This is a genomic window from Psychrobacter urativorans (assembly GCF_904846695.1).
Classification (GTDB): Bacteria; Pseudomonadota; Gammaproteobacteria; order Pseudomonadales; family Moraxellaceae; genus Psychrobacter; species Psychrobacter urativorans.
In genome coordinates this window covers 331,785-355,641 of the sequence record NZ_CAJHBR010000001.1, presented here as the reverse complement: position 1 = coordinate 355,641, position 23,857 = coordinate 331,785, and the positions used below count along the sequence as shown (strand labels likewise).

The 23,857-nt window shown below is 41.8% G+C and carries 21 protein-coding genes; 8 read left to right on the top strand and 13 right to left on the bottom strand.

The annotated features are described in order from the left end of the window. Positions 1-84 precede the first annotated feature (84 nt). From JMY09_RS01460 to JMY09_RS01435, 6 genes are all read right to left on the bottom strand, one after another. Complete coding sequence (locus JMY09_RS01460) at positions 85-1,041, bottom strand: ABC transporter substrate-binding protein (RefSeq protein ID WP_227677098.1); 957 nt, start codon at positions 1,039-1,041, stop codon at positions 85-87. 150 nt (positions 1,042-1,191) lie between these two features. Continuing rightward, a complete protein-coding gene (locus JMY09_RS01455; protein ID WP_201621799.1) occupies positions 1,192-2,085 on the bottom strand; it encodes a transporter substrate-binding domain-containing protein in 894 nt (297 codons plus the stop codon). 136 nt (positions 2,086-2,221) lie between these two features. Further along, positions 2,222-3,016, bottom strand: a complete 795-nt coding sequence (locus JMY09_RS01450) for a transporter substrate-binding domain-containing protein (protein ID WP_201621798.1) — start codon at positions 3,014-3,016, stop codon at positions 2,222-2,224. Positions 3,017-3,410: 394 nt separating this feature from the next. Further along, positions 3,411-4,208, bottom strand: coding sequence for an ABC transporter ATP-binding protein (locus JMY09_RS01445; RefSeq protein ID WP_379606643.1), 798 nt, complete (start codon positions 4,206-4,208; stop codon positions 3,411-3,413). 201 nt (positions 4,209-4,409) lie between these two features. Beyond that, positions 4,410-4,775 (bottom strand): hypothetical protein, encoded by a 366-nt coding sequence (locus JMY09_RS01440; protein ID WP_201621797.1) that lies wholly within the window; start codon positions 4,773-4,775, stop codon positions 4,410-4,412. Between the two features lie 309 nt (positions 4,776-5,084). Further along, a complete protein-coding gene (locus JMY09_RS01435) occupies positions 5,085-5,405 on the bottom strand; it encodes a hypothetical protein (protein WP_201621796.1) in 321 nt (106 codons plus the stop codon). Between the two features lie 430 nt (positions 5,406-5,835). On the opposite strand from JMY09_RS01435, the gene JMY09_RS01430 reads away from it, so the two are divergent. The 3 genes from JMY09_RS01430 to JMY09_RS01420 all read left to right on the top strand — a co-directional run bounded on the left by JMY09_RS01430 (position 5,836) and on the right by JMY09_RS01420 (position 8,457). After that, a complete protein-coding gene (locus JMY09_RS01430) occupies positions 5,836-7,137 on the top strand; it encodes a glutamate-5-semialdehyde dehydrogenase (RefSeq protein ID WP_201621795.1) in 1,302 nt (433 codons plus the stop codon). A gap of 191 nt (positions 7,138-7,328) precedes the next feature. Continuing rightward, on the top strand, positions 7,329-8,138 hold the full coding sequence (locus JMY09_RS14650) for a ribonuclease domain-containing protein (RefSeq protein WP_201621794.1): 810 nt from the start codon (positions 7,329-7,331) through the stop codon (positions 8,136-8,138). Between the two features lies 1 nt (position 8,139). Further along, complete coding sequence (locus JMY09_RS01420) at positions 8,140-8,457, top strand: barstar family protein (protein ID WP_201621793.1); 318 nt, start codon at positions 8,140-8,142, stop codon at positions 8,455-8,457. A gap of 226 nt (positions 8,458-8,683) precedes the next feature. Here JMY09_RS01420 and JMY09_RS01415 read toward each other — a convergent pair whose 3' ends face one another. From JMY09_RS01415 to JMY09_RS01385, 7 genes are all read right to left on the bottom strand, one after another. Continuing rightward, a complete protein-coding gene (locus JMY09_RS01415) occupies positions 8,684-9,442 on the bottom strand; it encodes a type 1 glutamine amidotransferase (RefSeq protein WP_201621792.1) in 759 nt (252 codons plus the stop codon). Between the two features lie 258 nt (positions 9,443-9,700). Further along, positions 9,701-10,831, bottom strand: a complete 1,131-nt coding sequence (locus JMY09_RS01410; RefSeq protein ID WP_201621791.1) for a hypothetical protein — start codon at positions 10,829-10,831, stop codon at positions 9,701-9,703. Between the two features lie 61 nt (positions 10,832-10,892). Then, on the bottom strand, positions 10,893-11,390 hold the full coding sequence (locus JMY09_RS01405) for a hypothetical protein (RefSeq protein ID WP_201621790.1): 498 nt from the start codon (positions 11,388-11,390) through the stop codon (positions 10,893-10,895). A 264-nt stretch (positions 11,391-11,654) separates the two neighbouring features. Next, a complete protein-coding gene (gene glyA, locus JMY09_RS01400) occupies positions 11,655-12,911 on the bottom strand; it encodes a serine hydroxymethyltransferase (protein WP_201621789.1) in 1,257 nt (418 codons plus the stop codon). A gap of 440 nt (positions 12,912-13,351) precedes the next feature. Continuing rightward, a complete protein-coding gene (locus JMY09_RS01395; protein WP_201621788.1) occupies positions 13,352-13,795 on the bottom strand; it encodes a hypothetical protein in 444 nt (147 codons plus the stop codon). Positions 13,796-13,930: 135 nt separating this feature from the next. Continuing rightward, positions 13,931-14,440, bottom strand: coding sequence for a chorismate--pyruvate lyase family protein (locus JMY09_RS01390; RefSeq protein WP_201621787.1), 510 nt, complete (start codon positions 14,438-14,440; stop codon positions 13,931-13,933). A 15-nt stretch (positions 14,441-14,455) separates the two neighbouring features. Further along, positions 14,456-15,928 (bottom strand): GNAT family N-acetyltransferase, encoded by a 1,473-nt coding sequence (locus JMY09_RS01385; RefSeq protein ID WP_201621786.1) that lies wholly within the window; start codon positions 15,926-15,928, stop codon positions 14,456-14,458. A 119-nt stretch (positions 15,929-16,047) separates the two neighbouring features. Here JMY09_RS01385 and JMY09_RS01380 point away from each other — a divergent pair, with 119 nt between their 5' ends. The 5 genes from JMY09_RS01380 to JMY09_RS01360 all read left to right on the top strand — a co-directional run bounded on the left by JMY09_RS01380 (position 16,048) and on the right by JMY09_RS01360 (position 23,762). Next, complete coding sequence (locus JMY09_RS01380) at positions 16,048-16,338, top strand: hypothetical protein (RefSeq protein ID WP_201621785.1); 291 nt, start codon at positions 16,048-16,050, stop codon at positions 16,336-16,338. A gap of 499 nt (positions 16,339-16,837) precedes the next feature. Further along, positions 16,838-19,054 carry an NADP-dependent isocitrate dehydrogenase gene (locus JMY09_RS01375; protein WP_201621784.1) on the top strand — a complete coding sequence of 739 codons (2,217 nt, stop codon included), beginning with the start codon at positions 16,838-16,840 and terminating at the stop codon, positions 19,052-19,054. Positions 19,055-19,591: 537 nt separating this feature from the next. Continuing rightward, positions 19,592-21,811 carry an NADP-dependent isocitrate dehydrogenase gene (locus JMY09_RS01370; protein ID WP_201621783.1) on the top strand — a complete coding sequence of 740 codons (2,220 nt, stop codon included), beginning with the start codon at positions 19,592-19,594 and terminating at the stop codon, positions 21,809-21,811. A gap of 194 nt (positions 21,812-22,005) precedes the next feature. After that, positions 22,006-22,632: a pseudouridine synthase gene (locus JMY09_RS01365; protein WP_201621782.1), complete on the top strand. Its 627-nt coding sequence runs from the start codon at positions 22,006-22,008 to the stop codon at positions 22,630-22,632. A gap of 257 nt (positions 22,633-22,889) precedes the next feature. Next, positions 22,890-23,762 (top strand): DUF305 domain-containing protein, encoded by an 873-nt coding sequence (locus JMY09_RS01360; RefSeq protein ID WP_201621781.1) that lies wholly within the window; start codon positions 22,890-22,892, stop codon positions 23,760-23,762. Positions 23,763-23,857: the final 95 nt, after the last annotated feature.

Here is a 23,857-nt window from a genome sequence, read left to right as displayed (position 1 = left end):
CCCGTTAAAGGCGAAGCTAAAAAAGCGAAAAGGATAACACCATTACAGTGATATCCCAAATTTTACTTCTAAATTATTCGAGGGTTACTGGGCTTTGCTATCAGCAGTACTAGCTTCCGGCTTTGCTGCTGCTGCGGTTGCTGGTTCACCGCCTACAGCACTAGTAGCGGCTGGTACTGAAAAATATCTTTTATTAAGATCATCATAAACACCATTAGCTTTTATATTGGCTAAGGCTTTATTGAGCTTAGCTTGTAGCTCATCGCCCGGACGTACAGCAATAGCGAAGTTATCATTAATATCGATCTCATCACCTTTTAGCACATAATTCTTGCCAGAGGTTGAGTTAAGCCACTGTAGCGCTGGTAGCTTATCAGAGATCATCGCATCAACACGATCTGAGCCTAAGTCTAAAAAAGCATTACTCAAAGTATCATAGAGCTTCATTTTGGCTTGTGGATAAGCTTTTTCAAGCCACTGTGATGAAATCGTCGAGCGCTGGGCTGCGATTAGATTTTTATCAATATCCTCAGCGTTGCTAGGATCAAAATTGCTACCTTGCTTAGCCAAAAATACTAAATTATTACTAAAGTAAGGATCAGTAAAGCTGACTTGCTCAGCACGTTCTGGGGTGATCGACATAGCAGCAACGATGGCATCGTATTTACCTGCTTTTAAGCCGGGAATAATACCGTCCCAATCTTGAGCGATGATTTCACAAGTCACTTTCATATCTGCACACAAAGCATTGGCCATTTCGACATCGAAACCGCCAAGCGAGCCATCAGCATTAGTATAGTTAAATGGCGGATAAGCGCCTTCTGTACCAATACGTAGCACTTCATCATGACTAGCAGCAGCATTGTCGCTGCTGTCAGTATTCGCCTCTGTGCCTACTTGTTGATTATTACCACAGCTCGCTAAAGCTAAGCCCGCAGCTAAGGTCAGGATTGTCTTCGATAGGTGGCCTCTGGTTGTGCCCTTGCCATCTAGTAGCTTATTGAAGACTGAAACTTGGCTAGCATTACTGTTGGTCATCATCCTTAATTCCCTTATTAGCTAAGCGTATGAACTGAATAGTTAAAAGTAGTAACTTGGCTCTGACCAATAAACAGGCTATTAGCTACCCGCTACTACAGTGTTAAATCATATTTTTAGCTGATTTTGATATAGCTATTAATGATGCGGCTATTAATTAGCTACTTTAACCGTCTTATCTTCAACGACCGCTTCGGTAGCTGGAGTCACTGAGGTCTGCGCAGCAGCAGTAGTGGTAGTACCGAAATAACTACTAGTGATTTGATCATAAGTACCATTAGCTTTTAGCTCAGCTAAAGCGGTATTGAATTTTGCTACTAGAGCATCGCCTTTACGAAAAGCAATACCCATAGCATCATCATTAGTGCTGATTTCTTGGCCTTTAACTTCGTAGTCCTGACCAGCTGCTGTTTTTATCCAGTCAATACCAGTGACTTTATCAGACATCATGGCACGGACACGACCTGAGGTTAGATCTAAGTAAGCATTATCTTGCGTATCATAGAGCTTGATATCTGCTTCTGGATGATCGGCTTGCAAGTACTGCGAGGCAATAGTTGCACGCTGTGAGCCGATAGATTGACCTTTTAGGTCTTCAACCCTAATATTATCGCCTTTTTTACCAATTAGCACGATACCACTATAAAAGTACGGATCGCTAAACTCTACCACTTCTTTACGCTCAGGAGTAATCGACATGCCAGCAATAGCAGCATCGAATTTTTGCGCATTTAGGCCAGGAATCAGACCATCCCAGTCCTGAGAAATCACTTCACACTTAGCTTTCATTTGCTCACATAAAGCATCGACTAGCTCGATCTCATAACCGATAAGTTTGCCATCAGCATCAGTATAGCTAAAAGGCTTATAGCTCGATTCGGTAGCGATTTTGATATTCAATGGCGTAGCGTCAGCTGAGGTATCAGTCGCAGCGTTCTCAGTTGGTGTGGCACTATTATTACAGCCAGCCAGCATAAGTACAGCAGCACTCAAAGGTGCCAGCCACATGGCTTTAGTTATTTTTGATGAAGCTATTGAAAGGGCCATAATGTCTATTCCTGTGTTTATCTAGTAGTGGCTAAATTGGCTTATTAGCCAAGGGCTCACTACTGTATAGGGAGTAACTTGATAGGTAAATGACTTAGTAGATCGCAACTTAACAAACCATAACGATTACTAAAAACTATTCACCAAAATTAGCTTGTTCAAGGCGTGCTAACTCACCATTGCTGCGAATCTCAGTCAAAGCCTTGTTGAAGTCTTCTCTTAATGAATCACCTTTGCGTACTGCAATAGCAATATTATCATCGTTATCAATCTCATCGCCTACTATACCGAAGCCTTTAGGATTGTCTTTTAACCATGATTTTGCTGAGACTTTTTCAGCTAATACAGCATCACTACGCCCTGATTTTAGATCCAAATAGGCATTATCGTAATTGTCATATAACTGTACAGTATTGCCGTCTTTGCCTTCATAGTTATCTTGCAAATAAGCACCAGGAGTAGTTGATCGTTGACCACCTAGATTCAGATTTTTAATAGCTAAAGGATTAAAGCTGCCTTTAGTGTCAGTAAGCCATACCATAGTGTTAGCGAAATAAGGTTCGGTAAAGTCAACTTTTTCTTGACGTTCAGGAGTGATCGACATACCAGCAATCACTGCATCATACTTTTGTGCTAATAAGCCTGGAATGATACCGTCCCAATCTTGAGCAACGATTTCACATTTGGCTTGCATTTGCTTACACAGAGCATTAGCTACATCAATGTCATAACCGCCAAGACTACCATCAGCATTAGTGAAGTTAAAAGGAGGATAAGCCCCTTCTGTAGCGATACGAATGGTTTTACCAGCGCTATCAGTAGCAGTAGCGTTAGCATCAGTGTTAGCAGTATCTTGCTGACTACAAGCAGCCAAGGTTATAGCGGCAGTAATAGTCATAGATGACCATAAAAGACGGGAGTTAAACATCATATGTTCCTTAATTCTTGATAAGCGTGGCTGCTATTATTGGCATTTGACATCCATGCCAAATCACTAAAATAGTCATAAATATCGATAGGTTATAAACCCCTCGATAATACCTTACTAAAATATCAAAAACAAACGTTTTAGGTGTTGACTGTCATTATCCCGTAATAAACGGTAGAGTAATAACTATAATAGTTCAGCCGAGATTTTGACTAGTGCCATGCAGATAATAGTAGTAAAACTAGGAGAGTGGATTTTTTACTTCAAGGTTAGTTGATAATAAAAAGCCACTCAGCAAAGGCTAGTGGCTTAATATGTAGTACTGAGCGTGTTGGGCAAAAACCTTGGCAGCTGCTAGTTTTGATCTGCTAACGGATAAGCGGATAGCTCTAAGATACTAGTGTTGACGATGCGAAGCCATAAAGTCTCTGACTCGTTGCGAGTTTGGATTATCAAAGACTTTTTCAGGAGTACCTATCTCTTCCACCACGCCTTGATGCAAGAACACTACTTGGCTAGAAACTTCGCGGGCAAAACGCATTTCATGAGTGACAATCAACATAGTACGACCCTCTTCTGCCAACTCACGCATTACTACTAATACTTCGTTAACTAGCTCAGGATCTAACGCTGACGTAGGCTCATCGAATAACAATACTCTAGGTTGCATAGCCAAAGCACGAGCGATAGCCACTCGCTGAAGTTGACCGCCAGATAAATTGGCTGGGTAAGCGTCTTTTTTATCTAATAAGCCAACCTTAGCTAATAATACTTCTGCATCGCTAATCGCTTGGTCTTTTTTTATCTTAAGAACCTGCGTTGGCCCTTCGATAATATTTTGCAGGATGGTCTTATGCGGCCACAAGTTAAAGTTCTGGAATACAAAACCCACACTGGCACGTAAGCTTTCAAGCTGTTTGATATCTGCCGCCTGCAACTCGCCAGACTTATTAGGCTTTAATATTAGCTCTTCATCGCCTACTCTAATTCGACCTTGCGTTGGTTTTTCCAGCAAGTTAATACAGCGCAATAAAGTGGATTTTCCGGAACCGGATGAGCCCAGAATTGAGATAACATCCCCATCGTAGGCTGTAAGAGACACGCCTTTTAGGACAGCTAAGGAGCCATAGCTCTTATGTAAGTCTTGCAATTCTAAGGCGATAGGGCGAGTCGAGTCTTTAGTCATATCAGGCATGGTTCAGCATATTTCCGATTATTAATAAAAAATACATCATAAAAAAAGGCCAAGCCGCTAGTGCAGACTTGAGCCTTATTTTATCATCTTAGAACACAAAATGTGGCTATATAATAACACTATTAGCAGCTTTACCAATCAACTTAATAACATAAAGGTTTATTTTACAGAGTTGATTAGTCAGCCGCTTAATGGTCAAATTCAGTAAGTCGACACGTGTTCTTGCGTTTCACTACCATCTAATATTTCTGAATCATCGATAGTGTTAGCTTCTGTGCCCTCTTCCGTGCCTAATTGATCAACAGTAGCCTTATTATCATCAGCTTCGGCGCTAACACTGCCATTGACTGATGCATCATCTGCAGTAACTGTACTAGTGACGCTTTTAGTCCCTTGCTCTACATCACTAACTCCTGTAGCTTCTTGCTCTATAGCAGTTTGGGCATCGGCCGTAGTATCCGCTTCGGTAGTCGCCGCCTCTTTGTCAGCACAAGCACTTAATGTCAATGCCGCTACTGCCAAAGTAGCCATTAGTAGTTTCTTAGCTATTGGTAATGACGTGATCATAATAGTTACCTTTTTAGTGAAATTAAAAACTGTGATAATAAATAATAGTAGTTTGAACTTTTCCGACTAGCTTGCATCATGAGCTGTGCAACAAGTTAGGTTTATTAAGCAATGTTTAATAATCGACTACAGTAATTGTCTATTTTTAGCGGAGGCTTTTTTAACAAAGACTATTTTTTTCGCTGATTTTAAGATAGTAGCCAGCCCGCTAAAGCTTTCGAGACTTTTATTCAAAGAGCATAGGTCTAGCACAATAGCGGTAGAAAATAGTTTTGCTATTGTCAGTTAGTCTTCTATATCGTCTATTAATCAGTCTTCCATATCGTCGTCAAAAGAATAGTCAACGTCGTTGTTGTTTTCTTTATCGTTGTTGTTTTCTTTATCATTGTTATTGTCAAAATCGTCAGCACTATCAGAATCATTGTCTTCGCTAGCAGTGGCCCTATCTAAATGGCCCTCTTGCGGATTAATCTTTACTAGGGTGACTGAGTTAACGGCTGCCCTGTATTCAGCAGCTACCGCTGAATTATCTAAATAAAGCCCCAAAATCAGGGCAATTACCGCCAAAGAGCCGTATAGCCATTTTTTGGATATTGCTGGTTTTCTAGAGTTGTTATCTTCCGTGGCCATCTTGGCTCTCCATAGTGGCTATGCCCTACCTAGCAATAAATAACGATAATAGACTATCGGTTATAAGGGATAATTTGATAGTAACTATAATGGCAACTTGCAAGCACTACTTTAGTATTTACACCCTACTTGTGTTAAAAATACGTAACACTATTGGGCTAGGTTGACCATGCAACTAGCGCAGAGTTTAATTGTAAATGCTCAATACGCTTCAGCCAACATTACTCAAACAGGCCATCATTACTACTTAGTATGCTTAAATTCGCCTTTACTATCGCCTTAATCTGCTCTATGTTAAATAGCGTTAGGCAGTAAAGGGCCTAAAACTTCTATTTATATCAGCTTTTGCTACCATTTGGTATCTTTAACACTCTAATCATTTGCTACTTTCTCTGGTTTAAAAATCTTATAAACATAAGGAAAATAATACATGACTCAATCGATTACTACAGATATTGCTACTTATATGCAAAGCGTCGGTAAACAAGCACGTGCTGCCTCTCGCGCCCTTGCCGCTGCTAATACTAGTCACAAAAATGCTGCATTGATAGCTATTCATGATCAATTAGTCACTGCTAAGTCAGAGATTCTGGCGGCTAATAAAACAGATATGGATAATGGGCAAAAGAATAATTTAGACGCCGCTCTTCTAGATCGCTTAGAGCTTAACGATGCTCGCTTTAATGGCATGCTTCAAGGCCTAAAAGATGTCTCGACTTTGCCTGATCCAATCGGTGAGGTCACTGATATGACTTTTCAGCCCTCAGGTATCCATCTAGGTAAGATGCGCGTGCCACTAGGGGTAGTGGGCATGATTTATGAGTCACGTCCAAACGTCACTTTAGAAGCGGCCTCTCTAGCCTTAAAATCAGGTAACGCTATTATTCTACGTGGAGGCTCAGAAGCTTTTGAGTCTAATCAAGCGATTGCTAAGTGTATTCATCAAGGTCTCAAAGCTGCTGACCTTCCTGAGCATAGCGTGCAAGTACTACAGACCACTGATCGTGCAGCGGTCGGCGAATTGATCACTATGACTGCCTATGTCGATGTGATAGTACCCCGTGGTGGTAAAGGTTTGATTGAACGTATCAGTCGCGATGCCAAAGTACCAGTCATCAAGCATTTAGATGGTAACTGTCATACTTATATCGACAGTGATGCCCAAGCCGAGATTGCGATAAAAGTCAGTGTTAATGCTAAGACCCATCGTTACGGTACTTGCAACACTATGGAGACTTTATTAGTAGATACAGCTGTCGCTGAAGAGCTGCTGCCTAAGATTGCTGAAGCGATTATTGCAGCGGACGAGGCGATGCAATTGCGTGTTGATGAGCAGTCATATGCTCTATTAAAAGACAATGCTAAGCTTGCTAGGCATCTATCGGCCGCAACCGCTGAAGATTGGGATACTGAATACCTTGCACCGATATTAGCGATCAAAATAGTTGCTGGCTTAGACGAAGCCATTGAGCATATCAATACTCATGGTAGCCATCATACCGATGTCATCATCACTGATAACTATACTAAGTCACAGCGCTTTATTCGTGAAGTGGACTCAGCTAGTGTGATGATTAATGCTTCAAGCCGTTTCGCTGATGGCTTTGAATACGGTCTGGGTGCTGAGATTGGTATCTCTACCGATAAAATCCATGCCCGTGGTCCTGTAGGTCTCGAAGGACTAACTTCACAAAAATGGATCGTTTATGGTCACGGCGAGACTCGTGCTTAGTGACTTTTATAATGGCTAATCGCTTTTATAACCATTAATGATATTCATCCTCTCAAACCACTAAAACGTCAGTATTGTTGCTGGCGTTTTTTATGTTTACGAACCATCATTACTACTAGCTTTTGTTTTGTGAGTGCTAATGATGTTGTATATACTGCTTTAACATAGACAGTTATTAAGGCAGTGCAGTTATGCAGAGTGGCGAAATTAAACACTGGAATCAAAGCCAAGGTTATGGCTTTATCGATGTTGATGATCAACCCGAAGATGTATTCTTTCATATCAGTAAAGTGCGACTATCGCAGCCAATAACTGTAGGCCAACGGGTGTATTTCAATAGTGAACGCAATGATAAAAACCAGCTACAAGCAACTGAAGTTACTTCCATTGCCTTAAGTATTGCTGAAAGCTCAGCATCAGATTCAACCAATCATTCACTAAAGCATAACTCTAAAAAAGCTAATGCGAATCGTCAGCACAACACTAATAACAATAGCAATAGCAATAGCAATAGCAATAGCAATAGCAATAGCAATAGCAATAGCAATAGCAATAGCAACCGTGCTAACCCTAATAAAAAAAGCAAGTTATCGACTCTATTTAGTTTGATCGCCATTATTGCTGTGGCGGTTTATTTCTTTGCCGACTTAAAGTCCAGCTTGTTTGCCAATGACTTAGCAACTAGCTCGCAAACTTCAAGCGCTCCCACTGGTGAAGCAACCGCGACATCTATCACTGGCGATGCGCAGATAGATCGTACTATTGCCCTGATTAAACAAGGTGGGCCTTTCCCTTACCCTAGTAAGGACGGCACTAGCTTTTATAATCGAGAAGGCCAACTACCCTCGCAGTCGTCAGGCTACTATCGGGAATATACTGTACCCACGCCCGGTGTATCTCATCGTGGCGCACGACGTATCGTCACTGGTGGCAATCCACCAACTGTCTATTACTTGACTCTAGACCATTACAACAGCTTTAGTAAACTTGAGGTAGACTGATATGAGCCAAGCCATTATTTATGTTAATAAAAACGATGCCGATAGCATCCCTAAGCAAGCTATCAATATCAATATCGAAGATGAATTAAGTAAGGAGACGCTATTAACCAGCATAGCCAAAGCTGGCGATTTCCCCGCTTATTTCGGTCACAATTGGGATGCGCTATGGGACTGCTTAACAGATAGTAGAATTAAATATTTGCAGTTGGATTTAGCAGATATAGAGAAGATTAATACCGAAGATTTCAATATGTTTAAAAGTATCGTTGAGGACGCTTATAGAGACTTTGGGCAGCCGCAGTTATGGGTTATTGGCTGATATATTTATCGGTTACGTAGATTTTATATGATGTGCCGTGCCAACTGTATTAAAAATTAGTTTTTAATCAACCTTTAAGATACGTGAGCTGAATGTTGGCGTTTTTTATATTTTGACCCTTATTCCTTATTCCTTATTCCTTACTTTAGTTAGAATCAAAGGATGGTTATAGGGGATCACTAAGCAGCCTTTGATTCTAGTTATTCTCTAATATTTCACTGCGGTTTTATTCATGAGGTTTTTGACCTTGAGCCATGTTATCTAGCATCATCGATAACCAGTGATTATTACTAGCAATATGCTGCTGCCGCAACTGCAATATCGTTTCAGCCGTCTGTACAGAATCAAGGTTGTCAGTCAATGACTCGGCAATATAGTCACGGCCATTAGTGACCATTTTCACCATACTCTCAGGCGTCACTTCAAAATGACATTGCCAGCCCATTAACCATGTCCCTTGCTGTTTGTGCAAAGCCGTCTGATAAGTAAACCCTTGATGCTCCCAAGTTTTTGAAGTCGCAATAGGCGTAGCTCCTTTGGGAGACGCAAAGCCATCGCCATGCCAATGAAACACTGTGAACGCCTCTTTCGGTAGGTCTTGCAATAAGCAATGTTGCTTACCCGCTTCGGTTAGCTCGATAGGCAACCAACCAATCTCCTTAATCCCTGATGGCTGCACAGTCGCCCCTAAACTGTCTGCGATCAGCTGTGCGCCAAGGCAAAAGCCGATGATGGTCTTGCCTGCACTAATACTCGCAGCTATAAGATGCTTTTCATCGGCTAGCCAAGGATAGTCCACCTCATCATGAATACTCATAGGTCCGCCCATAATAATTAGCCAATCAAAGCCGTCTGGCTCTGGCAGAGACTCACCATTATAAAATCGGGTGTAATTTATCTGATGACCCCGACTGTCAGCCCACTGGCCGATATAGCCTAAATCTTCAAAATCAACGTGGTAGAGGGCATGGATACGAAGAGTCATGGAGTGACCTTTTATAATTAATGAAGGGTTATAGTGATTTACAGGTTTTAAAAGCGTTGACTGGTCTTAATGACTAGGGTGTGTCCTCAATTGAATCATGAGGCTAAAAGTGAGATAGATTTTTGTCAGTCCATGGAAATTTTGCAGAGAATATAAGCATATTGTCTAGAAATTTTCGCAGAGTGACGAAAATATAGCCAGTTTTAGTCCATTATACGCTAGTGTTGTTAATTGAGGACACGCCCTAAACCCTATGACTTAGTGCCAATAGTATAGATTGCTATCATCAATTAAGCCTCGATGACGCTCACAGCCAAATAACAAACACCCAAAATACATACTGCGAATCTCTTGTTTAATATCGTCTTGCGGTTTAGGGTGATTGTCCGCCGCCAACACCATCTCTAATCTACTAATTTTGGCTTGCTGTTGGTCAATAAAATTCAGTTTTTCCTTGAGCAATTGTTGTTTATTTTCTATGCGATATTGCTCAGCTTCTAACTGGCTCTCTACTAAACACTGTTGCGCATTTTGCAATGTTTCACTCATAATTTTTCGCCATTTATCTCTATCACTTTCATAAACCGCATACCAAACCCAGTCCCAAGACTCATGAACTGCCTCGTTTTCAGTTAACTGGGTGGCTAAGCTATACCTGCCCAATCTACTATATAGGCTGGCTACTGTTAAGTTACAGCAATCCCCATGATATCTGGCCTCATTCAATAGGGTTAGCGCCTTAGAATCATCGCCTAGTAATATATATAAGCGAGCTTTATCGAGTAAAATCTCATAGTACTTCTCTTCTAATATAGCAGCAGGAATACTGCTAAAGTCGCCCGTAAGCAACTCAGAAATTAAGGTTTGAGCCCTCTCAAAATAAGTAAATGCCTGCTCAAAGTTATCTATCATCGCATAAGCGCAGGCCATATTTTTATAAAAAAACACCCTCTTGTTTAAATGAGATTGGCGATAATTAGGCGCTATATTATCAATCTTATCTAAGGCCAACTGATAGGTACTGATGACCTCTTCATGATGCTCAGCATCTCTAAGCGTGAATACCCCGTCTTCATTATAATTTTGCGCTAAGAGCATCTGCGCATAGCTGATATAAGGCAAATAAGATTGCGGCTGTCTCTTCATGACCTGCTTTTGTAGCAGCAAACCACGCTCGGGCTCACCATATTCATGATGCAGCCAAAATGCTAGATTATGGGTATTCTCTATCGAAGGATTTACCTGATAAGCCCTCTCAAAATACTCTAAATCTTTATCCCCGTCTGGGTGCTCCATATAATATAAAGCAATAATGGCTAATAATTTGTCATCGTCAGGATAGTCAGCTAACTGACTGAGTAATTGATCGATATCTGGTGTCATCGCCAAGGTCTATTCCTATTACTATTTTTTAACATTGCCTGCTTAGAGCCAGCAAAAAAGGCCTAACCTAACCGCCAAGCCAGCCTCGATTTAAACCACACTGTTTCCAATTGATTTCTACCTCATCCGTGAGAATACCTATGGGATAACTGAACGAGCCGCCACCAAGATAAAGCTCATCGCCTAGCTTATAAGGCTTACCTTCAAAGACTAGCGTTTGTTCTCCCTCATCCCAAGAGAAGGACTTATCGGCCAATACCAGCAATAGACTGTTTTCGTCCGTTGGTAAGCTGTCCTTGCTATCAGTTAAGACCAGACAGTTTCGGTAGGAGCGCAGATAGCCTGCGTTCATGGCGGTCAATCTACCCATCAGTGGGGTTGGCGACCAAGTGGCGATTTGCAAGGGTTGCTTTATTGGTTCCGATTTAATAATGAGTGTAGGTTGGGGCACATCCGTTTGCACAATCTTAGGTGTCTCTACAGGCGTCTCTAAAGCTTGGCTGGCACAACCTGAAAGCAATAGCGCCACGAATACTGACCCAAATAAACTTAGATTATTTGACAATGACTGCTCCCTAAACGCTCAAACTTCATGAATTACACTGTAGGGTGGCGTTAGCGAAGCGTAACCCACCAACAAAGATTAGAAAATCAAAACCACGATAAGTATTGATAGTGTATGCGCAAAGAGCAAGATTAGCATTGATATGCTAAATAAACCTACATTTTCGACCCACAAAAAAACCGCCTAGCAAAAAGCTAAGCGGTTTTTTTAATACTATTAATAACCAATTAAATAGTCATTAATCAAACAGTCACTAATTAAAGCTTACTGATTTTTAGCATAAACCGGTTTTTTCGTGCAGATTGCTTCAACCTTTGCACGCACTTCGGCTAGTACTTTTTCATCACCACGAGCGTCGAGCACGTCACACATCCAGCCAGCTAACTCTTTTACGTCTGCTTCATCGAAGCCACGAGTAGTCACCGCACCAGTACCAATACGAATACCAGAAGTGACGAACGGAGATTTTGGATCGTTAGGTACGGCGTTTTTATTAACCGTAATGTGTGCATCACCCAACCATTTATCAGCCTCTTTACCAGTCATTTCTTGCTTAACTAAGCTGATAAGCATTAGATGGTTTTCAGTACCGCCAGAGATAATTTCATAGCCACGCTCTTGAATGACTGCCGCCATAGCTTTGGCGTTTTTGATCACTTGCTGCTGATAAGTCTTAAAGTTATCTTCCAAAGCTTCTTTGAAGCAAATCGCTTTGGCAGCGATAACATGCATCAATGGGCCACCTTGGTTGCCTGGGAATACTGCTGAGTTGATTTTTTTAGCTAGCTTATCATCACGTGACATGATGATGCCTGAGCGTGGGCCACGTAAGGTTTTGTGAGTAGTACTAGTCACTACGTCAGCGAACGGCACTGGGTTAGGATAAGTGCCTGTAGCAGCCAAACCGGCGATGTGAGCCATATCGACTAAGAAGTAAGCACCAACTTCATCAGCGATATCACGGAAACGCTGCCAATCGACTACTTGTGAATACGCTGAAAAACCAGCAATAATCATTTTAGGCTTATGCTCACGCGCTAAGCGGTCAACTTGGTCATAATCAATAAGACCAGTCTCTTCAACTAAGCCATACTGCACAGCATTGTAGTTGATACCTGAGAAGTTGATGTGAGCACCATGAGTCAAGTGACCACCAGCGTCAAGGCTCATACCTAAGATAGTATCATTGGCAGCAAGAAGCGCTAAAAATACTGCTGAGTTGGCTTGGCTACCTGAGTGTGGCTGCACGTTGACGTATTCAGCACCGAACAACTGTTTTGCACGGTCAATAGCTAACTGCTCAACGATATCTACGTGCTCACAACCACCATAATAACGCTTGCCTGGATAGCCTTCTGCGTATTTATTGGTAAGATCTGAACCTTGGGCTTCCATTACAGCTTGTGAGCAATAGTTCTCTGAAGCGATAAGCTCAATATGATTTTCTTGACGTACGCTTTCAGCTTCCATAGCAGCAGAAAGAGCTGGGTCATATTCTTTTATAGAGATATCTTTAAACATAGTTATGTCCTATATAGAGTATTTTTTATGAGAAATATTACTAGAGGGAAATATTAAAGAGATTAGCCCAAAGGAGGCTTGCCATACACAACAATACTGTTTATGCGCCGTTGCATATTGAATTTTGTTGTCGCACAAGTGTACCATGAAACCTTATATCATTAACGCAAAAAATACGCATTTTGAACTGAGTCAGTTGTATAAAATGCTCATCCGCATCGGCAAATAATACCGTCATAAGCTTAGTTTTTTAATAATTTCACCCTTACAACTATCTGTTATCTGCTTAGAATGTTTACAAAGCAATTTGCATAAAATCATTGCCATAAAAATAGCCACCCGAGGGTGACTGTGTTCAATTATAAAATCAGATTAGGTAAAATTTACTCCTTCACTACTAGAGCCTTTATAAAGCTACGATTTAGCATACATTGCTATCTCTATCGTATGTTTACTAATGGCTTAGCGACCCAGCCTTGGCCTTTATCGCTATGGACATAGTAATAACCGTTTTGCTCATTGCCCATATAAACCATAGGATCATCTTGGGACAATACGGCGACCGCACTTGACGAGCCGTTAGCTTGCGAGTACAAGTTAGTCTTCTGTAGCTTACCTGCTAACATAGATCCAGACTCCAACTTGCTATTGGCATTTTGTGATGCTTGACCTATAAAACCGACTTCTTCCCCTAAGTTACTTACCGCTTGCTTACTACCTCGAATCGTATCAGCCGTGCGTCCAATTGAGCTAATAGTGTTTTGGACATCGTATATGCTGTCTAAAAACCCTGCACTAGCACTAAGTGGTGCAGTTATCGTTAGCATTAGTACAGCTAACGTAGCCGCTGAGCGTGGTAAACAAGTAACTGGTGACAGAGTCATAAATAATCCTCAGGGCGATAGAAGTCTATATTGTCATAATCTAATAATTATATAATAAATTCCTTATACCAAACAAGTGTTTTTAATTTTGTTATTAGCCAATAAGCCCTATTGATTATATGCCTCTGTATTGCTCTATTCTAAGGATAATGTAGCTAAAAATTCTGGCAAAAAAGTTTCGCTAATTAATAGCTTACGGCCGTACCAGTCGTAGCAAGTTTGTCGTTGCCAGCCCTGCTTAGTATCGTTAATACCGCGCTGATTAGGCAAAGTGCGACTGCGCTTAAACAATACATATCCAATCGGCGTGCCTTTTAGTTGCTGTAAGCGTTTGGCTCGTCCTCGTAAACTGGACACTGGAAAAATACTTTGTGCCCATACCCATGCCTGCTCACTATCGCCATATAACTGCACCTCACGCACCCACGCCATCATAGGGCGGTTTAGCGCTGAACCTTGTAAACCCAATTGGCGCTTTTGTACTAACGACAAACGGCGATAGCCTTCAAACTGGCGTTGCACTCGTAGTGGCTGCCCTGCTTTGGCCTCTAGCATTGCCGTCAGCGACCCTTTAGCTTCGAGCCACGGTAACAGTTGTGCAGCTGGCTGAGTTATACAGGAATAGGAGTTATTAAGCTGCGACATAATCAGATAAAGCCCTTAAGCATTACTATCGAATATTGGCATATTATCATTATTAAACGGCAAAGCCTCATGCGCCTGCTGTCTATACTGCGCCATACGTGAGCGATCTTCTTTACAGAAATTGGCTATTGCAGGGATAAATCGTGAGTCAAAAATACGATGCAGCGAGTGGGTTTTGGTCGGTATAAAGCCACGAATAAGCTTATGCTCGCCTTGAGTACCTGGATCAAAATAGTTTAAGCCTTGCTCAATGGCAAACTCGATACCTTGGTAATAGCACAGCTCAAAATGCAAACTATCGTACTCACCAAGCGCACCCCAATAGCGACCGTATAAAGTTGTCGCTCTATTATCTGCTGAACTATCATCACTGCTAAATGCATCCGGTACATCATACAAGAATAAGCTGCTAGCAATAATCTCACCAGCGCTATCGAGCGCTTGCGCCAACATAAGATGCTCAGGCATGCTAGCTGCTAGTTGCATAAAAAAGTCAACGCTCAAATAAGGCTGCTGGCCACGTACCGCATAAGTCATCACATAACAATGATAAAATGCTTTCCAGTCTTGGTCAGTGATAGCATCACCACATTTACGCACACAAGTAATACCTTGTGCTGCCACTTTACGCCGTTCAGCACGAATAGTTTTACGCTTTTTGGCAGTCAAGGTCATGATAAAACCGTCAAAATCAGCAAAGGGCTGCTCGTTATCTAGCAAACTTTTATTTTGCCATAAAAACTGACAGCCTTGACGCTCTAGAATAGGGGTAGTAAAAGCGTTAGGACTTATCAGTTCAGCATTTTCATCGCTAGCATGACTATCATTATGACTATTGGCGAGCGCCTCCGCTATCTCATTGTCTGTCGAAGCAGCAAGCGCTGCCAGCTCAGGGGTCACAAACAAGCCATGCCAGCTCGATGCACCTACTTGTTGAGCGAGGTCATCAACCCCTGCCATAGCCGCTTCAATAATGTGAGTATTGAGAGTCTCGCCTTCTACTAGCCACAAGCGCTGACCGGTAATAGGGGTGTAAGGCGAACTAGTCACTAGACGCGGATAGTAATCGATACCATAACGGGCGTAGGCTTCAGCCCAAGCATAATCAAAAACGAACTCGCCTTTATGATGGCCTTTGACGAACACCGGCATTACCGCTACTGGCTGCATCAGGCTTTCATCAATGATCGCTTTATCAACATCTTGACTGTTTAATTGACTGTTGTTGGTATGATTTTTATTAGCATCGCTGTTATTAGCATCGCTCCTACTGGCATCAGGGTTATCAGTGCCGCTGTTACTATCTGCTGCTGTCCCAGCCCGATACACTAATACAAAAATAGGTAACCAACCAGCTTGCTCGCCAATAGCATCAGTAGCATGCAAAGCTTGCCAAAATGCAAAAGACATAAATGGGGTGTCAGGAGTCTGCCACTTAGCCCTATCTTGCCAGCTCATATCACCGACGAGTGCATACTGTAAACTCATAATGCTCACCATTTATTTTGGAAGGTTTCTAGGGTAGCAAAATTCCAGCCGATTGCTGTCACGATTTGCAAAAATCATCTCGGTTTTTAGGCAAATTATAGGCAAGCTTAAGCTGGACATTGATTTATTATACTCAATACCCCTTAGGAGAATACTATGCTTATTTCTCTATAGAATCTATCTTTTGCGGTTACCAGAAAGCTGGCGCTATACTGATCATTAGCTGTCTGACGCTTTTAATTGCCTGCAATAGTCAACAGATCAGTGACAAGTCAGCCTTAGGCAATAACCTCGCTGCGCAAACCAATCCTGATAAGATTAAACGTAATAGCATCGATGATCGAATGCAGAGCGATAACCATTTAGATGGTAATGCTGTCATTAAAACTGCCGATACTTTTGATCCTTAAACTACTACTGTCTACTGGCTAAAAACAGCCAACCACTAAGTAATTTGCGGTTAAGGATACAAGCTATATCAATGCTGCTTGCACGCAAATGATGTAATTTATACTAATCACTGGTAGAATAATGCTTTTAATAGTCTAATATAATTCAGATACCGCGGATACGAGCGAGAATAGTATTCTAAGTTCAACATGCAAGGTTGACATCGCATTCAACATCCTAATTGATTTATAGCAGGCTAACTATAGTTAGTCTCTCTCTTTCAGTCCGTACAGATTACATCATCAAAACGGCTTAGGTTAATGAACGTTTTCAGAGCGTTCACGCCCGTAAATTAAAGACCAGTCAACAAAAAAAGCTACGCAAACTTGAACGCCTTCCGCAAACTACCTGCAGTGTATTTGATCCAATCGCCCAGTCCATTATTTTATAGGGCTATGTACCACTATTAAATTAAATTTGAGCCTTATCAACCACAACCTAAAGGAATGTCATACTACAATGTCAAAAATCATTTATACAAAAACTGACGAAGCTCCAGCGCTCGCAACCTTATCATTCTTGCCTATCGTAAAGGCTTTTACTAACACCGCTGGCATTACTATTGAAACCGCTGATATCTCTCTAGCGGGTCGCATCATTGCTTTATTCTCAGAGTTTTTACCTGAAGAGCAACGCATTCCTAGCGCATTCGTAGCTTTGAGTGAATTGGTAAAACAACCTAGAGCAAACATCATCAAATTGCCTAACATCAGCGCTTCAATTCCGCAGCTTAAAGCGGCGATTAAAGAGTTGCAAGATAAAGGCTATGATCTACCTGATTATCCTGATCACCCAGAAACAGACGTAGAAAAAGATGCACGCGTGCGTTATGACAAAATCAAAGGCAGTGCTATCAACCCAGTTTTGCGTGAAGGTAACTCTGATAGACGTGCACCAAAAGCGGTTAAAGCATTTGCAAGAAGCCATCCGCATTCAATGGGCGCATGGAGTGCCGATTCTCAGTCTCACGTTTCTACTATGAGCCATGGTGATTTTGCTGATACTGAACAATCAGTAACTCTTGCTGAAGCCACTGATTACCGTATCGTCCATACTGCTGATGACGGCACCGTTACTGAGTTAAAGTCGCCAGCTCCCCTACTAAAAGGTGAACTAATCGACGCCGCTATCTTAAGCCATAAAGCTTTAGTTGAGTTCTTTGAAGAACAAGTAGAAGACGCTAAAAAATCTGGCATATTGTTCTCGTTGCATCTAAAAGCCACGATGATGAAAGTTTCTGATCCTATTATCTTTGGTGAAGCAGTAAAAGTTTATTTCAAAGAGTTATTTGCTAAGCATGCCGATACTTTTGCAGCGCTAGACGTCAACGTTAACAATGGCTTTAGCAATCTGCTAGCTAAGATACAAGAGCTACCAGAAGCAAAACGTAAAGAGATCGAAGCTGATATTCAGAGCATCTATGAAAGCAACCCAGATCTTGCCATGGTCAATTCAGACAAAGGCATCACTAACCTACACGTACCAAGCGATGTGATCGTCGACGCTTCAATGCCAGCGATGATTCGTAGTTCTGGTAAAATGTGGGGCGCTGATAATAAGCTGCATGATACTAAAGCCGTTATCCCAGATAGCAGCTACTCTTGCATCTATGATGAAACTATCAAATTCCATAAAGAATTCGGTGCGTTTGATCCCACGACTATGGGTTCAGTCCCTAACGTTGGCTTGATGGCGCAAAAAGCTGAAGAATATGGCTCACATGATAAAACTTTCTTAATACCTTCTGCTGGTAAAGTACAAGTTATCGATAGTAATGATAAAGTCTTAACTGAGCATAAAGTAGAAGCCGAAGACATTTGGCGTATGAATCAAGTCAAAGATGCGCCGATTGAAGACTGGGTTAAATTAGCTGTGACTCGTGCTCGTGCTAGCAAGATACCAACTATCTTTTGGTTAGATAAAAAGCGTCCACATCACGCAGAATTGATCAAAAAAGTTGAACACTATCTAAAGGATTACGACACTAGCGACTTAGATATTCGTATCATGCCTGTACGTGAAGCTACTCGTTTCACTTTAGAGCGCCTAAAAGACGGTAAAGACACTATCTCAGTAACGGGTAACGTATTGCGCGATTACCTAACCGATCTGTTCCCAATTTTAGAGTTAGGAACTAGTGCCAAAATGTTATCAATCGTGCCCCTTATGAATGGTGGTGGTCTGTTTGAAACTGGTGCTGGTGGTTCAGCTCCTAAGCACGTTGAGCAACTAGTAGAAGAAAACCATCTACGTTGGGATTCACTAGGTGAGTTCTTAGCTCTAGCAGTATCTTTAGAGCATCTAGCTACTCATGAAGATAATGCAAAAGCGCAGATATTGGCCGATACCTTAGATATGGCAACAGAAAAACTGTTATTGAACAATAAATCACCATCACGCAAAACGGGTGAGTTGGATAACCGTGGTAGCCACTTCTATCTAGCTATGTACTGGGCGCAAGAGCTGGCCGCGCAAAACGATGACGCTGAGCTAAAAGAGAAGTTTGCACCTTTGGCACAAAAACTGGCTGATAATGAAGACGCTATTGTCAAAGAGTTAAATGACATTCAAGGCAAAGCTGTCAATATCGATGGTTATTATTTCTTCGATGAAAAACTAGCCACTGACGTGATGCGTCCAAGTAAGCTATTAAATGAGACTATTGCTTCTTTGTAATTGCATGTTTGTCATTACTTAATGGCAATCGCAGTTAAATAATGACTGAGCTACAGGCACACTAAGCTGGATTGGTTTTTTTACAACTGAAAACGTTGCAGGAAAACTAAGCTGGCCTTAGGATAGTCAAAGTCTTTATCCTAGCAACACCTCAACAGTCTAAGACTGTTGAGGTGTTTTTTATTGTCAAAATTAACAGCTTCAATTGACAATTATTGAGGTCTGTCCTACTGTAGGAACTTGCTTTATAGATATCTTTGATTCGGTAATAATAATAAACTGTCTTACCATTGTTATATACTAGTGGCACTGATACTAATATTACTCTTAGCTGTTCACAAATAAGGGTTTAGCCCAATAACTAGCTAATGGACTCATTAATTGGCTAATAGACTAAACCACTTATATTATCTTTAATGGGCGTCTTGTCTGAAATAGTGTTGCAAGCTACTGGCAGCTCTGCACAGGGTTTGCTTTATTTTGAGCTATTAGACACGCTCTATCGTTAACGACAACCTAAAGGGATGACCTACAACAATGTCAAAAATTATTTATACAAAAACCGACGAAGCCCCAGCGCTGGCAACCCTATCCTTTTTACCTATAGTAAAGGCTTTTACTCATACAGCAGGGATTGCTGTTGAAACTACTGATATCTCAGTTGCCGCGCGAGTGTTGGCTGAATTTCCAGAGTATTTAACTGAACAACAGCGTGTCCCTGACAATCTAGCGGAACTAGGTCGCTTAACCCAAGACCCTAATACTAATATTATTAAACTGCCTAATATCAGTGCTTCGGTTCAGCAGCTCAAAGCTTGTATAAAAGAGTTGCAAAGCAAAGGTTACGCTATACCCAATTTCCCAGATGATCCAAAAACAGAGGAAGAACAACAGCTGCGTCAACGTTATGGCAAAAGCCTAGGCAGCTCAGTGAACCCTGTACTGCGTGAAGGTAACTCAGACCGCCGTGCACCCAAAGCGGTTAAAAACTATGCTCGTAAGCATCCGCATTCAATGGGTGAATGGAAGCAATGGTCACAAACTCATGTATCACACATGCACAGCGGCGACTTTTATGCAGGTGAGCAATCTATCACATTAGATAAAGCCCGTACCGTGCGTATGGAACGCTTAGCCGACGATGGTACGGTTAATGTCTTCAAAACAGGCATCGCTTTGCTTGATAAAGAAGTCATCGACCTTATGTTCATGAGCAAAAAGGCATTGCTTGAATTCTATGAGCGTGAAATGGAAGACTGCCGTGAAGCAGGTATTTTATTCTCCTTGCACGTAAAAGCCACGATGATGAAAGTATCGCATCCTATCGTCTTTGGTCATGCGGTTAAAACTTATTATAAAGATGCCTTTAACAAACATGGTGCTTTCTTTGATGAGTTAGGCATCAATGTTAATAACGGCATGGCAGATCTATACGACAAAATCTCAAAATTACCCGCATCAACACGTGAAGAGATTGAGCGCGACTTACATGCTTGCCAAGTACACCGTCCACGTTTGGCGATGGTTGATTCTTCAAAGGGAATCACTAACTTCCATTCACCAAGTGACATCATCGTAGATGCTTCTATGCCTGCTATGATTCGTAACGGCGGTAAAATGTGGGGTGCTGATGGTAAGCCCTATGATTGTAAAGCGGTTATGCCTGAGTCTACCTTCGCTCGTATTTATCAAGAAATGATCAACTTCTGTAAATGGCATGGTAACTTTGATCCAACGACTATGGGTACAGTGCCTAACGTCGGTCTAATGGCACAAAAAGCCGAAGAATACGGCTCGCATGACAAGACTTTTGAAGCAAGCGATGATGGTATTGCGCGTATTGTTGACGAAGAAACCAATGAAGTTTTACTTGAGCAGCGTGTTGAGAAAGGCGATATCTGGCGCATGTGTCAGGTAAAAGATGAGCCTATCCAAGATTGGGTCAAGCTGGCCGTACGTCGCGCGCGCGAATCTAATACACCAGTCATCTTTTGGTTAGACCCGTATCGCCCACACGAAAACGAGCTGATCAAAAAGGTCAACATGTATCTAAAAGATCACGATACTAAAGGCTTGCACATCGAAATCATGTCACAAGTTCGTGCGATGCGCTATACCTTGGAGCGCGTTGCTCGTGGTCTTGATACCATCTCTGCTACTGGTAATATCTTACGTGATTACCTCACTGACTTATTCCCAATTCTAGAGTTAGGCACTAGTGCAAAAATGCTGTCAGTAGTACCACTAATGAAAGGCGGCGGTTTGTTTGAAACCGGCGCTGGTGGTTCAGCTCCTAAGCATGTCCAGCAATTGGTTGAAGAAAACCATTTACGTTGGGATTCATTAGGAGAGTTCTTGGCTTTGACGGTATCTTTGGAGCACTTAGCAGAGAACGATAATAATGCTAAAGCTAAGATATTAGCCGATACTCTTGATAAGGCTACAGAAGAGCTATTATTAAATGACAAATCACCTTCACGCAAAACGGGTGAGTTAGATAACCGTGGTAGTCACTTCTATTTGGCTATGTACTGGGCACAAGAGCTTGCAGCGCAAGATAAAGACAGTGAGCTTGCAGCACAGTTTGCGCCATTAGCACAAAAACTCGCTGATAATGAAGCGGCGATTATTAAAGAGCTAAATGAAGCTCAAGGCAAACCAGTAGATATCCATGGCTACTACCTTGCTGATGAAAAACTAGCCGAGCAAGTAATGCGTCCTAGTAAGTTATTTAACGAAGCTTTGGCATCTTTATAACTTTTATGGGCTTATTGTGCTTAGATAATTGCGCTTAGGCGGCTTTATTGCTTGACGCTATTTAGGCTTATAAGTAAAGCACCTCAATGGTCTAAGACTATTGGGGTGTTTTTTGCTGTAAAGATTGCTAACATGGCGTTCACTTGTCTGATTTTTATTTAATTTTGCTTCGTTTATTTAGGAACCTCTGTCTTATGTCGACCTCTAGCATCGTGTTGTTTAACAAACCTTATGGGGTACAGAGCCAGTTTCGTGATGATAGTAATAATGATCATACGACTTTATCTGAGTACTTTAACGATAAATCACTGCGCATAGCCGGTAGACTCGATGCTACCTCAGAGGGTTTATTGATACTGACTGATGATGGGCGGGTGAATAAAGCCATTACCCAGCCACCAAAAACCAATAAATTTGCTCGCTCTACTACCAAACAAGGTAAGACTTATCTAGTACAAGTTGAAGGGCTAGCGACACCATTGCAGCTGCTAGCATTAACAAAAGGGGTGTTATTAAAAGACGGGAAGACCTTACCTGCCAAAGCCGTGCTAGTTAATGAGGCTGAGTTACCAATCAAGCTTTGGCAACGTGATCCTCCTATCCGAGAACGCAAAAACATCCCTACTTCATGGTTGATGCTGACCATTTATGAAGGTAAAAATCGCCAAGTTCGACGTATGACTGCCCAAGTTGGACTGCCTTGTCTACGTTTAATTCGCTGGTCAGTAGCAGGTTTTGAGCTAGGAGACCTTGCGGTAGGTGAACAGTTACGTATTGAGCTAAGCCCTGAGCATTATAAGCAATTAGCTATTAACGATTAAGGTCTAACCGCTATAAGCTCTAGTTATGACAGCAGTGACTGAACTTGAGGGCCTAAATGAGATAAAGCAACGTCTGCTATGCTGTTATAGCCGCTGAACTCAGTTATAGCCGCTGAACTCATTATTATTAATACATTGGCAACTTGGAGTCTCGAACCAGTAAGGTTACTCTGTTAGTATTTATGATATGGTTTTTTATAGTGTAGCCCTATGCTCTACCAATCTATTATATCGCCAGTTTAAGTTAAGGACCGCTCATGATTAGTCGTTATCGTCTTGCTCTAGTTGCTATTAGTACTTGTGCAACACTTGTAGTCAGCGCTTGTCAACCAACCACTAGCTCGGTAGAAACTACTGAGGCCACGGCAGCTGAACCAGTCAAACCATCAATCTCTACAGATGAAGCGACAACTGCTACTGAGGCTAGTACTGAAGCTTATACTGATAACAATATATCAGCGAGTGATATGGTGGCGGATCAAGCACCGCTGACTGATATGGGTAAGGACTACACTAAGTCGCTAACTAGAATGTATGATGAGATGAAGATTGGTATGGGCTATAACGATCCAGACGCTACCTTTGCTAAAGCTATGCTTGGCCATCATCGTGGTGCACTCGACTTAGTCACTATCGAATTAAAGTATGGTGATGATGCTAGTATGCAGGAGCTTGCTCAACGAATTGGCGATGAGCAGCAAGCTGAGATGGCCATTATTAACAAATGGCTGGCCAGCCATCTAGACGCGGCTAAGCCTAAGCTTGAAACTGCATTTGTACAGCAGGATTATAAGGATAGCACGCAGCCGATGTATGACCAGATGATGTTAGCTAGCACAGACCCAATAGCTGATCTAGCATTTGCTCGCAGTATGCTTGCGCATTATGTTGGCGCTGCTGATATGGCGATGATTGAGATGAAATATGGTACAGATGAAGATATGCTGGCATTAGCTAGAGCTATTATTGACGAGCAGCAGCCTACTAAAAAAATGCTGCAACAATGGATTGCTATGCATCCAAGCATTGAAACAGTATCTAATAATGACTTAAATAGTGCCGAAAGCACAGCAGTCGCAGAGGCTATTAAAAAGACTGTACCAGCTACTAAGACTAAGCCTGCCGCTTAAGTTGCTTGGACAGCTGCAACTTTAGGAGCCCTTGTCTTAGCAACACGCTCGACGCTTATTTAGTTATTAACTTAGAGTTAGACCATGATGTTTAA